Origin of the sequence: Kribbella speibonae (assembly GCF_004331375.1) — a bacterium.
Taxonomy (GTDB): Bacteria; Actinomycetota; Actinomycetes; order Propionibacteriales; family Kribbellaceae; genus Kribbella; species Kribbella sindirgiensis.
Genome location: NZ_SJKC01000002.1, coordinates 140112 through 154476 on the forward strand (window position 1 = coordinate 140112; position 14365 = coordinate 154476).

The window sequence follows — 14365 nt, forward strand, 5'->3', positions numbered from 1 at the left end:
GTCTACGACGCCCCGTAGGAGAGTTCTCGCACCCCCCTCCGATCCCTCGGGAACAGCCGGATCGGCTGAACGGTTGACAAACAGTCGAAGGGTGCACAAAGAGATGAGCGGGCCACAGTAGGCTCATCCTGAGCGAAGAGATCACCATCGAGAGGAGCGCCGCCGGCGTGACGGAGAAGACCAGCCCAAAGCTTGAATGGACCGAACTGGACCAGCGCGCGGTCGACACCGTCCGGGTGCTCGCGATGGACGCGGTCGAGAAGGTCGGCAACGGACATCCCGGGACGGCGATGAGCCTCGCACCGGCGGCGTACCTGCTGTTCCAGAAGGTGATGCGGCACAACCCGGCGGACCCGCACTGGGCCGGCCGCGACCGGTTCGTGCTGTCCGCGGGACACTCCAGCCTGACCCTCTACATCCAGCTCTACCTGGCCGGCTTCGGCCTCGAGCTGGACGACCTGAAGGCGCTGCGGACCTGGGGCAGCAAGACCCCGGGCCACCCCGAGTACCGGCACACCCCCGGCGTCGAGACCACCACCGGTCCGCTCGGCCAGGGTGTCGGCAACGCGGTCGGTATGGCGATGGCGGCCCGCCGCGAGCGCGGCCTGCTCGAGCCGGACGCGCCGAAGGGCGAGGGCCTGTTCGACCACCAGGTGTACGTGATCGCGTCCGACGGTGACATCGAGGAAGGCGTCGCGTCCGAGGCCTCGTCGCTGGCCGGCACGCAGAAGCTCGGGAACCTGACCGTCATCTACGACGCGAACAAGATCTCGATCGAGGACAACACCGACATCGCGCTGTCCGAGGACGTGGCGGCGCGCTACGCGGCGTACGGCTGGCACGTGCAGGACGTCGACTGGACCCAGGGCGGCACCGGCTACGAGGAGGACGTCCAGGCGCTGTACGACGCGCTCGAGGCGGCCCGCGCCGTGACGGACAAGCCGAGCTTCATCCGGCTGCACACGATCATCGGCTGGCCGGCCCCGAACAAGCAGAACACGGGCAAGATCCACGGCTCGGCGCTCGGCGGGGACGAGGTCGCCGCGACCAAGAAGGTCCTCGGCTGGGACCCGGAGCAGACGTTCCAGGTCGCCGACGACGTGATCGCGCACACCCGCGAGGCGCTGGACCGCGGTAAGGCCCTGGAGGTCGAGTGGACCGCGAAGTTCGACGCGTGGAAGGCGGCGAACCCGGAGCGGGCCGCGCTGCTGGACCGGCTCTCGAAGCGTGAGCTTCCGGACGGCTGGAAGGACAAGCTGCCGAGCTGGGAGGCGGACGCCAAGGGTGTCGCGACCCGCGCGGCGTCCGGCGACGTGCTGACCAACCTCGCGCCCGAGCTGCCCGAGCTCTGGGGCGGTTCGGCCGACCTGGCCGGCTCCAACAACACCACCCCGAAGGGGCAGCCGTCGTTCATCCCGGCGGAGTACTCGACCAAGGAGTTCTCCGGCGACGAGTACGGCCGGGTCCTGCACTTCGGGATCCGCGAGCACGCCATGGGCTCGGTGCTGAACGGCATCGCGCTGCACGGCCTGACCCGCCCGTACGGCGGTACGTTCCTGGTCTTCTCCGACTACATGCGCCCGTCCGTCCGGCTGGCCGCGCTGATGCAGCTGCCGGTGACGTACGTGTGGACGCACGACTCGATCGGCCTCGGCGAGGACGGCCCGACGCACCAGCCGATCGAGCACCTCTCGGCGCTGCGGGCGATCCCGGGCCTGGACGTCGTCCGGCCCGGTGACGCGAACGAGACGGCGGCCGCGTGGGCCACCATCCTCGAGCACACCGACCGCCCGGCGGGCCTGGTGCTGACCCGGCAGAACGTGCCGACGTTCCCGCGCGGCACCGACGGGTACGCGACCACGGAGAACGTGCACAAGGGCGCCTACGTGCTGCTCGACACCGAGGGCACACCGGACGTCGTCCTGATCGGCACCGGCTCCGAGGTGCAGCTGGCCGTCGAGGCGCGCGCCAAGCTGGCCGAGGAAGGCGTCAACGCCCGCGTCGTGTCGATGCCGTCGCGTGAGTGGTTCGACGAGCAGGACGACGCGTACCGCGAGTCGGTCATCCCGGCCGGCGTCCGGGCCCGGGTCTCGGTCGAGGCGGGGATCGCGCAGAGCTGGCACGACATCGTCGGCGACTCCGGCCGCTCGGTGAGCCTGGAGCACTACGGCGCGTCCGCGGCGTACCAGACGCTGTACGACGAGTTCGGCATCACGACCGACGCGGTCGTGCAGGCCGCGAAGGACAGCATCGCCGCCGCCGCGCAGATCAGCGGTCCGGGTGTCCCGCCCGGTCGCGCCGCCGCCGGGCCGGTCGGACCGGCCGACGCCAACTGAATCAAACAACACCAAGATTCTTGGAAGAAGGCATCGGAGAAATGAACGATCGCTTGAAAGCACTCGCCGACGCGGGTGTCTCCATCTGGCTGGACGACCTGTCCCGTGAGCGGCTGACCAGCGGCAGCCTGCAGGCGCTGATCGAGGACAAGCACGTCACCGGCGTGACCACCAACCCGACCATCTTCGCCAAGGCCATCTCGGACGCCGACGCATACGCCGAGACGATCGGCAAGCTGGCCGCGCAGGGCGTCTCGACCGACGAGGCGATCCGGGTGATCACCACCAGCGACGTCCGTGACGGCGCCGACGTGTTCAAGCCGACGTACGACGACACCGAGGGCCAGGACGGCCGGGTGTCGATCGAGGTCGAGCCGACGCTGGCGCACGACACCGCGAAGACGGTCGAGCAGGCCAAGCAGCTGTGGGACATCGTCGGCCGGGAGAACGTCTTCATCAAGATCCCCGCCACCAAGGCGGGGCTCCCGGCGATCACCCAGACGCTGGCCGCCGGGATCAGCGTGAACGTGACGCTGATCTTCTCGCTGGAGCGTTACAAGGCGGTCGCCGACGCGTTCCTGACCGGCCTCGAGCAGGCCGTCGAGAACGGTCACGACGTCACCAAGATGGCCAGCGTCGCGTCGTTCTTCGTCAGCCGGGTCGACTCCGAGGTGGACAAGCGCCTCGAGGCGATCGGCACCGACGAGGCCAAGGCGCTGAAGGGCAAGGCGGCGATCGCGAACGCCCGGCTCGCGTTCGAGGCGTACGAGGAGATCTTCGCCTCCGACCGCTGGCGCGAACTGGAGACCGCCGGGGCCAAGCCGCAGCGCCCGCTGTGGGCGTCCACCGGCACCAAGGACCCGTCGTACTCCCCCACGCTGTACGTCGACAACCTGGTCACCCGCGGTGTCGTGAACACGATGCCGGAGGCAACCATCAAGGCGGTCGAGGAGCACAGCGAGATCACTGGCGACACGGTCCGCGGCGACTACGCGGGCGACCGCAAGGTGATCGAGGACCTGGAGCGGCTGGGCATCTCGTACGACGAGGTCGTGCAGCTGCTCGAGGACGAGGGTGTCGCGAAGTTCGACGCGTCCTGGTCCGAGCTGCAGGACACCGTGGCTGCTGCCCTGAAGGCGGCCGCGAAGTGACCAACGTAAGCACGCAGAACGGCGACTGGACCGAGGTCGTCGACAAGCTGGTCGCGGAGAAGATCGCGTCCCGGATCGCCGCGAAGGACGCGACGATCTGGGGCCCGGACGCCGAGGCCGAGGCCTCGATCCGGCTCGGTTGGGTCGATCTGCACGACACCTCGCGGCCGCTGCTGGCCGAGATCGAGGCGCTGCAGGCCGACCTGCGGTCCGAGGGCCTGGACCGGATCGTGCTGTCCGGTATGGGCGGCTCGTCGCTGGCGCCGGAGGTCATCACCCGGACGGCGGGCGTGGAGCTCGTCGTCCTCGACTCGACCGACCCGAGCGTCGTGAAGCGCGCGCTGGACGGTGACCTGTCGAGGACCGTGATCGTGGTGTCCAGCAAGTCGGGCGGCACGGTCGAGACCGACAGCCACCGCCGTACCTTCGCCAAGGCGTTCACCGACGCCGGGATCGACGCCGCCACGCGGATCGTCGTGGTGACGGACCCGGGTTCGCCGTTCGAGAAGCTGTCGGCGGACGAGGGCTACCGCAAGACGTTCCTCGCGGACCCGAACGTCGGCGGGCGGTACAGCGCGCTGACGGCATTCGGCCTGGTGCCGTCCGGTCTGGCCGGCGCCGACATCGCCGAACTGCTCGACCAGGCGGCCGAGGCAGCGCCGGCACTGCAGGCCGACTCGACCGACAACCCGGCGCTCTGGCTGGGCGCGGTGCTCGCGGCGAGCGCGGGCCGGGACAAGGCGATCATCACCGCGGACGGTTCTGACATCGTCGGGTTCCCGGACTGGGCCGAGCAGCTGATCGCGGAGAGCACCGGCAAGAACGGCACCGGCGTACTGCCGGTCGCGGTCGAGGTCGGCGCGCCGGAGCTGCGCAGCGAGGCTGCTGACCTGACCAACGCCCTGCTGGCGGAGAAGGCGACGAGCGGTGTCCCGACGGCGCTGACCTCGGGTTCGCTCGGCGGCCAGTTCCTCCTGTGGGAGGTCGCGACGGCGGTGGCGGGCTACCTGCTCGGCATCGACCCGTTCGACCAGCCGGACGTGGAGAGCGCGAAGAAGGCCGCGCGTGGTCTGCTCGACGCGCAGCCCGAGCCGGAGGCGGCCGCCTTCACCGACGGCGTCGTCGAGGTCCGTGGTTCCGAGGGCCTGCTCGACGGTGTGGACTCGCTGCAGGGCGCGGTCGACGCGCTGCTGGGCAAGCTCGAGCCGAAGGGGTACGTCGCGGTGATGGCGTATCTCGACTCGGAGCGCGATGCCGACCTGATCGCGATCCGCCCGGCGATCACGACCAAGACGGACCGTCCGACGACGTTCGGGTGGGGCCCGCGGTTCCTGCACTCGACCGGTCAGTACCACAAGGGCGGCCACCCGGAGGGCGTGTATCTGCAGATCACCGGGGCGCACACCACCGACGTGGAGATCCCCGACCGTCCGTTCACGTTCGGCACGCTGATCTCGGCGCAGGCCGCCGGTGACGCGAACGTACTGGCGGAGCGTGGCCGTCCGGTGCTGCGGTTGCACTTGACGGACGTCGCGGCCGGCGTACAGCAGCTCCTGTCCCTGTTCAGGTAAGTTCGACACACTCGGAGGGAAGCGGCTGATGACCGCTGAGCTCGGCGAAGATCCGACAGATCCGGTGAACCCGCTGCGCGATCCGCAGGATCGGCGGCTGCCGAGGATCGCCGGGCCGTGCGGCCTGGTGATCTTCGGGGTCACCGGCGACCTGGCCCGCAAGAAGCTGATGCCGGCGGTCTACGACCTGGCGAACCGGGGGCTGCTGCCCCCGGGTTTCGCCCTGGTCGGGTTCGCGCGCCGGGACTACACCAACCAGGACTTCGCCCAGATCGTGCACGACTCGGTGAAGGAGCACGCGCGGACGCCGTTCCGCGAGGAGGTCTGGCAGCAGCTCGCCGAGGGGTTCCGGTTCGTGCCGGGTGACCTGACCGACGACGAGGCGTTCAAGCGGCTCCGGGAGACCGTCGACGAGCTCGACATCACCCGCGGCACCGGCGGCAACCACGCGTTCTACCTGTCGATCCCGCCGGGGCTGTTCCCGGAGGTCGTGCGGCAGCTGTCGGAGCACGGGCTGACCGACGAGATCCCGGGCTCGTGGCGGCGGGTGGTGATCGAGAAGCCGTTCGGTCACGACCTGAAGAGCGCCCGTGAGCTCAACCAGGTGGTCGAGTCGGTGTTCCCGCCCGAGGCGGTCTTCCGGATCGACCACTACCTGGGCAAGGAGACGGTCCAGAACATCCTCGCGCTGCGGTTCGCGAACGCGATGTTCGAGCCGATCTGGAACAGCAACTACGTCGACCACGTGCAGATCACGATGGCCGAGGACATCGGCATCGGCGGCCGCGCCGGGTACTACGACGGTATCGGCGCCGCCCGCGACGTGATCCAGAACCACTTGCTCCAGCTGCTCGCGCTGATCGCGATGGAGGAGCCGGTCAGCTTCGACGCCTGGTCGCTGCGCCAGGAGAAGAAGAAGGTGCTGAACGCCGTCCAGCTGCCGGAGCGGCTCGACCTGCACAGCGCCCGCGGGCAGTACGCGGCGGGCTGGGCCGGCGGTGTGAAGGTGAAGGGGTACCTGCAGGAGGACGGCATCCCGGCGTCGTCGGCGACGGAGACGTTCGCGGCGTTGCGGGTCGATGTCGACACCCGGCGCTGGGCGGGCGTCCCGTTCTACCTGCGCACCGGCAAGCGGCTCGGGCGCCGCGTCACCGAGGTCGCGGTGATGTTCAAGCGCGCGCCGCACCTGCCGTTCAACAAGACCGAGACCGAAGAGCTCGGCCAGAACGCCCTGGTGCTGCGGATCCAGCCGGACGAGGGCATCACGCTGCGCTTCGGCGCCAAGGTGCCCGGTACGTCGATGGAGATCCGCGACGTGAACATGGACTTCGCGTACGGCGGCTCGTTCACGGAGTCCTCCCCCGAGGCGTACGAGCGGCTGATCCTCGACGTACTGCTCGGTGATCCGCCGCTGTTCCCGCAGCACACCGAGGTCGAGCTGGGCTGGAAGATCCTCGACCCGGTGCTCGACTACTGGGCGCGGCACGGCAAGCCGGAGCAGTACGCGTCCGGCGACTGGGGACCGGAGTCGGCGCACGAGATGCTCGCCCGCGACGGACGTGCCTGGAGGCGGCCATGATCATCGACCTGACCGACACCACGTCGAGCGAGATCGCGTCGGCGCTGCTGAAGGCCCGGCGGAACGCGGGCTCGCCGGCCATGGGCATGGTCGGCACGATCGTGGTCGTCGTCGACGAGGCGTCCCACCACGACGCGATGAAGGCCGCGAACGAGGCCGGCCGCGAACACCCGTCCCGGGTCCTGGTCGCGATCCTGCGGCCGGGGCGCGGCGCGTCCGGGCTCGACGCCGAAGTACGCGTCGGCGAAGGCATTCCCGGCGAAGCGGTGCTGCTGCGGCTGCACGGTGAGCTGGCGAAGGTGCCGGAGTCCGTCGTCACGCCGCTGCTGCTGCCAGACTCCCCCGTCATCGTCTGGTGGCCGGGCGGCGGGCCTCGCGTTCCCGCCGAGGACCCGTTGGGCCGGCTGGGGCGGCGCCGGGTGACCGATGCGGCTGCTACGCGGCGTGCGTCGGTGGACTACACCGCGCGGGCCGAGGGGTACGCGCCTGGTGACACCGACTTCGCGTGGACGCGGTTGACGCCGTGGCGTGCGCTGATGGCGGCCGCGCTGGATCAGTACCCGACGAAGGTGACCGGCGCCGAGGTCACGGCCGCTCGGGGCAACCCGAGTGCGGATCTGATGTCGGCGTGGTTGCAGTCGCGGCTCAAGGTGCCGGTGGAGCAGCGGAACTCGCGGGGTCCGGGCGTGACCGCCGTACGGTTGTTCACGCCGTCGGGCCCGATCGCGTTGACGCGTCCGGACGGTGCTGTGGCGACGTTCAGTGTGCCGGGGCAGCCGGATCGGCCGGTGGCGTTGAAGCGGCGTACGACGTCCGAGCTGTTGAGCGAGGAACTGCGGCGGCTCGACCCGGACGACGTGTACGCGAAGACGCTCGCGTGCATGGTCGAGCGGGACGCGATGCCGGCGGACGCCAAGAAGGTCGCGGAGACGGCGCGGAAGTCCACGGCGGCCAAGGTGACCGCGGCCGGGAAGAAGGTCGTGGCCAAGAAGCCGGCCGCTGCCAAGAAGGCTCCCGCTAAGAAGGCTGCTGCGAAGAAGGTTGCTGGGGGCAAGAAGGCGGCGAAGCGATGAACCAGGCCGAGCTGCTGATCCACGCCGATGCCGACGATCTGGCGTACGCCGTCGCGTCCCGCTTCATCACCCGGGTCGTCGATGCGCAGAGCACCGGTGGTGTCGCCCACGTGGTGCTGACCGGCGGCCGGGTCGCTGCCGTCGTCTACCGGGCTGTCGCGGAGTCGCCGGCCCGGAACCAGATCGACTGGCAGCGGGTCGAGTTCTGGTGGGGTGACGAGCGTTTCCTGCCCGACGGCGACCCGGACCGGAACGAGACGCAGGCCCGGGACGCGCTGCTGTCCCACCTGGACGTCGACCCGGCGCGGGTGCACCCGATGCCGGCCGACACCGGGCAGGGCGCCGAGGCCGCGGCTGCGGCGTACGCGGAGGAGCTGGTTGCCGCGGGTTCGCCGAAGTTCGACGTACTGATGCTCGGCGTCGGCCCTGACGGGCATGTGGCCTCGCTGTTCCCCGGCTATCCGCAGCTCGCGGTGACCGAGGCCGCGGCGGTCGCCGTCCACGACTCCCCGAAGCCGCCGCCGACCCGGGTCTCGTTGACGTTCCCGCGGCTGGACCGGGCGCGGGAGGTCTGGTTCGTGGTGTCGGGCGAGGACAAGGCCCACGCGGTCTCCCAGGCGCTGACCGGTGGCGATATCCCGGCGGCCCGCCCGCACGGACAGGACCGCACGCTCTGGCTCCTCGACCAGGCTGCCGCCTCGAAGCTGAGCTGAGGTGGCCTGAACGCACCCTATGGTTGGTCGCCGAGGGGGCCTGCACGGCGACTGACCGGGAGCTAGGCATGCTGAAGAAGACCATCGCGGTGGCGGCGAGCATCACGCTCGCCGCCACTGTTTTCGTTGCCACCTCAGACAATCCCGTCGAGGCGGCCGCGCCGGTGCTGATGGGCGTCCACGACGACGTCGCGCCGAAGGACCTGGCGAAGCGGTATCCCGGCGTACGGGCGACCCGCGAGTTCGTCAACGGGGTCCAGCCGGTGAAGACCGATCTGCGGAAGAAGTACGCCGGGGTCGCGCAGGCGTCCTGGGACGCGGGGCTGATCCCGTTCGTCAGCATCAAGACCGCCCCGGCGGCGACCGGCGCCGGGAAGTACGACGTACGGCTCCGGGAGCTCGCGGTGTGGTTGAAGGAGCGGCCGGACACGTACTTCATCTGGTATCACGAGCCCGAGAACGACATGGACGGGCCGACGTTCGCGAAGGCGTTCAAGCGCGTCCGGGACGTGATGAAGGCGGCGAACCCGCACGTCAAGGTCGGGTACTCGGCGATGGCGTTCCAGTGGGACGGCCAGCCGCGGACGAAGGACCCGAAGCCGTGGCGGGTCGAGGCGGACTTCTACGGCGCCGACACCTACAGCGGCGGCACGCAGCCCGCGACCGCGATCGTCAGCGAGCACGCGGGGCACATGCGCTGGTACCGCGAGGTGGTGCAGAAGACACCCGGTGCGGCAGCGAAGTGGGGGCTGACCGAGCGCGGGTTCAAACGGACGAAGAGCGATCAGGCGCGCGCGGGCGAGATCGACCGCGAGACGGCGTACCTCGACCAGCTGCCGGCGGGCGCGCGGCCGGCGTTCTACCTGTACTGGAACACGAAGGGCACCGAGGGCGATCCCGATCTGGTGAACGGCCCGAAGGCGCGGGCCGCGGTGGCCCGGATGGTCGGGAAGCTCGGCTGAGTTCGGTCAAGGCCGAACTGTGCGGGTGACAGACTCGGGCGTATGACGACGTTCCGCGAGTTGCATGCCGACCGGTTCGTGATGCCGAATGCCTGGGACGCCGGGAGTGCGGTGATCCTCGCGGCCGCCGGGTTCCCGGCGATCGCGACGACCAGCGCGGGGATCGCGTTCTCGCTGGCGAAGGGCGATCACACGCTGCCGGACGGCGCGCCGGCGGTGTCGCGGGAGCAGATGTTCGAGCGGGTCCGCGAGATCACCGCGGCGAGCGCCGTACCGGTGAACGGGGATCTCGAGGACGGGTACGGCGCCGAGCCGGAGCGGGTCGCGGACACGATCAGGCTGGCCCGCGAGGCCGGGCTGGCCGGCGGCAACATCGAGGACTACGACGGGCGGGAGCTGTACGACGCGGCACTCGCGGTCGAGCGCATCGTGGCGGCGCGCGAGGCGGCCGGCGACGAGTTCGTGCTGACCGCGCGGACCGACGGGCAGCTGCTCCGTACGCCGACCTCGGTGCGCGACTCGATCGACCGGGCGAACCGTTTCCGCGCGGCGGGTGCGGACTGTCTCTACGTCCCCGGCGTCAACGACCTCGACACGATCCGCACGCTGGTTGCCGAGATCGACGGGCCCTTGAACGTGGTCATCGGTCTCGGCATCTCCACGCTGACGGTCGCCGATCTGCAGGCGGCCGGCGTCGTGCGGATCAGCCTCGGCGGCAGCATCGCCCGCGCGGCCCTCGGCTTCGTCCGCCGCAGCGCGGAGGAGCTGGCGACAAAGGGCACCATCACGTTCGCGGCCGACCAGATCCCACAGGCTGACTTGAACGAGCTCTTTGCGCGATCATCCAAAGGTGAGCGCTGAGCCGAGATTGCGGTCCGTGGCGCTGGCCCACGGGATCGTCGGGCTGGCCACCTGCCTGTGCCTGCTCGTCTTCTACGCCGGCGCCGACTCGCTCGGCGCCGTCAACGACGTCGGGAACGCGGTGTTCGGCGTCCTGAGCTTCTGCCTCGCCTGGCTCACCCGCCCGCCGTGGCGACTGCTGTGGGTGGCAGGGCTCGGAACCGTGCTCACGATCGTGGGCACCGTGCTGGTGATGAGCGAGACCACCGGCTTCTACCTCGCGGGCCTCTGGTCGGGCTTCGGGTTCGCGCTCATCGGAGTCTGGCTGGTGTGGGCCGGGAGCATCGGGCGGTTGCGGCGGGCGGGGCTGATCGCCGGCGCGGTGATGATGCTCGGTCTGATCGGAGTGCCCGGGATCGCGATGGGTATCGACGTCATGGAAACCGCCCCGGCGTGGACCTTCGTCGCCGGATTCGGCTGGGCCGGGACGTACCTGCTGTTCCCCGCCTGGAGCCTACGGCTGGCCGGGCGGAACGTCGCCGAACGCGGCAGCTAGCGGCGGGAACATCTCGCGCACGTCTCCCCCGCCCACCCAGATCCCGATCGCCAGCGCGGCGGTTGCCTCCAGCAACTTCGCCCGCCGCAGTCCGCCCGCGAGCACCGGCGTACATCCCAGATCCCGCACCAGCTCCGCGACCTGGTCCACGCCGCTGTCGCCGCAGATCGGTACGCCGAGGCCGGCGGGCGGATTCCGCCACACCGCGTCGGCCGCCAGGTTGAACGCCTTCACGACCCGCACCTCCGGCACAGCCCGACTGATCGCCTCGGCCGTTGCCGGCTGCGCCAGCGTGAAGTCCCGGTGATCCAGCGCATTCGTGCAGTCGATCAACGTCGTACCAGCAGGCACCGCCCCCGCGACCGACACCGCCACGTCGGCAGGCACGGCCAGCAGTACGACGTCGCCGTACGCCGCTGCCTCCTGCAACGTCCCGGCCGTGGCACCGGCCCGTTTGGCCACCTCGGCGGCCTTGTCCGCCGAGCGTCCGCCCACCATCACGTCGTGGCCCGCCTTGACCCATTGCGAGGCCAGCGCCTCGGCCATCAACCCGTTGCCCAGTGTTCCTATTCGCATGCGTCGACCGTAGACAGTTCGATGCGCACCTCTTGGTGTCCATCGGCCGACGCACAATGGACAGGTGAGATTCTTCGCCGACTGCCAAGCACGCGTCGCGGCCGACCTGATCAGCGGGCGCTGGCCGATGGTCGTGCTGTACTCGCTCTCGAACGGCCCCGCGCGTCCCGGCGAGCTCCGCAAACAGATCGGCGGAATCAGCCAGAAGGTCCTCACCGAGACGCTACGCCGCCTCGAGCACAACGGCCTCGTCGAACGCACCCGGTACGCCGAAGCGCCGCCCCGGGTCGAGTACTCGCTGACCGTCGCCGGCAAGGATCTCCTGGTCCCGATCCGCGCCCTCGGCGACTGGGCCGCCGTGTACGCCGACCAGCTCCCGACCGCCACCCACTGACCTATCCGGAGGGTCCTCCGCAAAGCGAGATAGGATTCCGGGTATGACAGCTTCCGATTCCACCGACCGTCCGTACGGCGCGTTCCCCGTCCGGATCGGTCTGCAGGTCCAGCCCCAGCACGCCCAGTACGCCGACATCCGGCGGACCGTGGCGGCGGCCGAAGAGATCGGCGTTGACGTTGTTTTCAACTGGGACCACTTCTACCCGCTCAGCGGTGAGCCCGAGGGTCTGCACTTCGAGTGCTGGACCATGCTGGCCGCCTGGGCCGAGGCGACCGAGCGGGTCGAGTTCGGCGCCCTGGTCACCTGTAACTCCTACCGCAACCCCGACCTGCTCGCCGACATGGCGCGGACGGTCGACCACATCAGCGACGGCCGGCTGATCTTCGGTATCGGCTCCGGCTGGTTCGAGAAGGACTACGACGAGTACGGCTACGAGTTCGGTACGGCGGGCGGCCGGCTGGACGCACTGGGCGAGGCGCTGCCGCGGATCGAGCAGCGCTGGACCAAGCTCAACCCGAAGCCGACCCGGGACATCCCGGTGCTGATCGGCGGCGGCGGTGAGAAGAAGACGCTGAAGCTCGTCGCCAAGCACGCGAACATCTGGCACGGGTTCGGCGACGCCGAGACGATCGCGCACAAGCACGCCGTACTCGACGAGCACTGCGCGACGATCGGCCGCGACCCCGGCGAGATCGAGCGTTCGGTCGCCGTCGGCGACAAGACGCCCGAGCAGGTCGGCAAGTCGCTGCTCGACGTCGGCACCCGGCTGTTCACCGTGCACTCCTCCGGCCCCGACTACGACCTCGGCCTGCTCCGCGAGTGGGTCTCGTGGCGCGACGAGGTCAACGCGAAGTAGTACTCGCTGTACTTTTGAGCACCCGCCAACCATCCGCGCGGCCCGAAAACGGTTGGTGGGTGCTCAAAGACGCCGCGGGGGCGGCGGATAGGATTTCCGGCATGTCTACGTTGCCTGGGAATGGTTCGGTGCGGCCTATCACTCGGTGGGGTGAGGACGTCATGCATCGGGTCAATCAGCCTGTCACCGACTTCGGGGACGAACTGCAGACGCTTGTCGCCGACATGGTCGCGACGATGAACGCGGCCGAGGGCGTCGGCCTGGCCGCGAACCAGGTCGGCGTGGACCTGCAGCTGTTCGTGTTCGACTGCCCCGACAAGGAGGGCAAGCGGGTCCAGGGCGTCGTGTGCAATCCGACGCTCGAACTCCCGGAGGGCAAGGACCGCAACCTCGACGAGGGTGACGAGGGCTGCCTGTCGCTGCCCGGCGCATTCACCAAGTGCGCCCGCCCCGACTTCGCCAAGGTCACCGGCGTCGACCAGCACGGCAAGCCGGTCAGCTTCGAGGGCGACGGCCTGCTGGCCCGCTGCCTGCAGCACGAGACCGACCACACCCAGGGCATGGTCTTCGGCGACCGCCTCTCCCGCAAATACAAGAAGCGGCTGTTCGCGGAGGCCGAGGAGTTCGCCCCCGACTACCCGACCGACTGGCCCGTCACCCCGATGGTCGAGCACGAGGACGAGCACGAGGACACCCCCGCCACCTGAGCTACCAGCGGGCCTTCTCCAGGTCGATCCCGTCGACGGTTTCGGCGGCAGTCTGACCGGTGGTGTCGATCCACAGGCCTCGGCGCGGGATGTCGTCGAGGCCGGCCTGGAGCGCCCGTACGCCGTCTTCTAGCGAGGGGCCCCAGTCGCGGTAAGAGTTCGCGCCGCCGCGGCCGATCTCCCGCTCGACGATCGACTCGACCGCCGGGACGAGGACGATCAGGTACGGGTCGACATCGTGCAACCGGGAGAACCAGCGCTCGACGTGCTCGCCCAGGACGATGTCGCTGCAGACGAAGTCGAACCCGGCGTCGGCGTAATGCTGTGCGACCAAGGCGCTGGCGTCGTACCGGAGCTGCAGCTGGCGCACGGCCTCGGCCGACGGGTCGGGCGTCATGACCTCGGCGCCCGCGACCACGCCGCGGTAGAACACGTCTCCGTCGAGCGTTGCGGCCGGCGGCCCCATCCGGGCGGCGAGGAGCGGTGCGATCGTGGACTTCCCCGCGGCCTGCATCCCGGTGACCAGGACTACTTTCGCCATTCCTCCGCCTTGAGTGAGTAGATCGTGGCGTCGAACGGTACGCCGTCGTCCTCCAGTACCGCCTCGTGGTCGAAGCTCATCCCGAGCCGGCGCATGACCGCGATGCTACGGACGTTCGGAGTGTCGGTCACCGCAATTACCCGTGACAGGCCGGCCTCGCCGAACGCGTGGTCGAGCCACGACGCGGCCGCCTCGGTCGCGTACCCGTGCCCCCAGTACTCCCGCGCCAGCCGCCACCCGATCTCGAGGTCGTCCGGGTACCACTGCTCCTTGCTGAGTCCGCAAGCGCCGAGGAAGACGCCGTCGGAGCGCCGTTCGACCGCCAGGAAGCCGAACCCGTGTGCTTCGTAGAACGCGTTGATCGCCCACGCGGTCCGGTCCGAGTCCTCGCGGTCCAGCGGCGGGCCGAGGTACTGTGTGACGTCGGGATCGGCGTTCAGCGCGGCCCACGGTTCCAGGTCGGACTCGCGGAACGGGCGCAGTACCAGGCGTTCCGTCGTACGCATG

The 14365-nt window shown here is 69.9% G+C and carries 15 protein-coding genes; 12 read left to right on the forward strand and 3 right to left on the reverse strand.

Going from position 1 to position 14365, the window contains the following annotated elements:
• Positions 1–167: 167 nt before the first annotated feature.
• From tkt to E0H92_RS14125, 9 genes are all read left to right on the forward strand, one after another.
• Positions 168–2336: a transketolase gene (gene tkt, locus E0H92_RS14085; protein WP_131461964.1), complete on the forward strand. Its 2169-nt coding sequence runs from the start codon at positions 168–170 to the stop codon at positions 2334–2336.
• A 41-nt stretch (positions 2337–2377) separates the two neighbouring features.
• A complete protein-coding gene (gene tal, locus E0H92_RS14090) occupies positions 2378–3487 on the forward strand; it encodes a transaldolase (RefSeq protein ID WP_131461965.1) in 1110 nt (369 codons plus the stop codon).
• The gene (locus tag E0H92_RS14095; protein WP_131461966.1) at positions 3484–5058 is read left to right on the forward strand and encodes a glucose-6-phosphate isomerase; all 1575 of its coding nucleotides are present in this window, start codon (positions 3484–3486) and stop codon (positions 5056–5058) included. The genes tal and E0H92_RS14095 overlap by 4 nt, the downstream gene beginning before the upstream one ends.
• 28 nt (positions 5059–5086) lie before the next feature.
• Positions 5087–6637 (forward strand): glucose-6-phosphate dehydrogenase, encoded by a 1551-nt coding sequence (zwf, locus tag E0H92_RS14100; protein WP_131461967.1) that lies wholly within the window; start codon positions 5087–5089, stop codon positions 6635–6637.
• On the forward strand, positions 6634–7710 hold the full coding sequence (locus tag E0H92_RS14105; protein ID WP_131461968.1) for a glucose-6-phosphate dehydrogenase assembly protein OpcA: 1077 nt from the start codon (positions 6634–6636) through the stop codon (positions 7708–7710). The genes zwf and E0H92_RS14105 overlap by 4 nt, the downstream gene beginning before the upstream one ends.
• Positions 7707–8423 carry a 6-phosphogluconolactonase gene (gene pgl / locus E0H92_RS14110; RefSeq protein ID WP_131461969.1) on the forward strand — a complete coding sequence of 239 codons (717 nt, stop codon included), beginning with the start codon at positions 7707–7709 and terminating at the stop codon, positions 8421–8423. Before E0H92_RS14105 ends, pgl begins: the two co-directional genes overlap by 4 nt.
• A gap of 68 nt (positions 8424–8491) precedes the next feature.
• Positions 8492–9385, forward strand: coding sequence for a hypothetical protein (locus tag E0H92_RS14115; protein ID WP_131461970.1), 894 nt, complete (start codon positions 8492–8494; stop codon positions 9383–9385).
• 42 nt (positions 9386–9427) lie between these two features.
• Positions 9428–10246, forward strand: coding sequence for an isocitrate lyase/PEP mutase family protein (locus E0H92_RS14120; RefSeq protein ID WP_131461971.1), 819 nt, complete (start codon positions 9428–9430; stop codon positions 10244–10246).
• Positions 10236–10781: a hypothetical protein gene (locus E0H92_RS14125; RefSeq protein WP_131461972.1), complete on the forward strand. Its 546-nt coding sequence runs from the start codon at positions 10236–10238 to the stop codon at positions 10779–10781. The genes E0H92_RS14120 and E0H92_RS14125 overlap by 11 nt, the downstream gene beginning before the upstream one ends.
• Here E0H92_RS14125 and E0H92_RS14130 read toward each other — a convergent pair.
• A complete protein-coding gene (locus E0H92_RS14130) occupies positions 10740–11357 on the reverse strand; it encodes an NADPH-dependent F420 reductase (RefSeq protein WP_131461973.1) in 618 nt (205 codons plus the stop codon). The two genes, E0H92_RS14125 and E0H92_RS14130, sit on opposite strands and share 42 nt — an antisense overlap.
• Before the next feature lie 64 nt (positions 11358–11421).
• Here E0H92_RS14130 and E0H92_RS14135 point away from each other — a divergent pair, with 64 nt between their 5' ends.
• From E0H92_RS14135 to def, 3 genes are all read left to right on the forward strand, one after another.
• Positions 11422–11751, forward strand: a complete 330-nt coding sequence (locus tag E0H92_RS14135; RefSeq protein ID WP_131461974.1) for a winged helix-turn-helix transcriptional regulator — start codon at positions 11422–11424, stop codon at positions 11749–11751.
• A gap of 43 nt (positions 11752–11794) precedes the next feature.
• The gene (locus E0H92_RS14140) at positions 11795–12610 is read left to right on the forward strand and encodes an LLM class F420-dependent oxidoreductase (protein ID WP_131461975.1); all 816 of its coding nucleotides are present in this window, start codon (positions 11795–11797) and stop codon (positions 12608–12610) included.
• Between the two features lie 101 nt (positions 12611–12711).
• On the forward strand, positions 12712–13317 hold the full coding sequence (gene def, locus E0H92_RS14145; RefSeq protein ID WP_131461976.1) for a peptide deformylase: 606 nt from the start codon (positions 12712–12714) through the stop codon (positions 13315–13317).
• Between the two features lies 1 nt (position 13318).
• Here the strand turns inward: def and E0H92_RS14150 are convergent, their stop codons facing one another.
• Both E0H92_RS14150 and E0H92_RS14155 read right to left on the reverse strand, forming a co-directional pair.
• Positions 13319–13858 (reverse strand): phosphotransferase-like protein, encoded by a 540-nt coding sequence (locus tag E0H92_RS14150; protein ID WP_131461977.1) that lies wholly within the window; start codon positions 13856–13858, stop codon positions 13319–13321.
• Positions 13846–14364, reverse strand: coding sequence for a GNAT family N-acetyltransferase (locus tag E0H92_RS14155; protein WP_131461978.1), 519 nt, complete (start codon positions 14362–14364; stop codon positions 13846–13848). Before E0H92_RS14155 ends, E0H92_RS14150 begins: the two co-directional genes overlap by 13 nt.
• Position 14365: the final 1 nt, after the last annotated feature.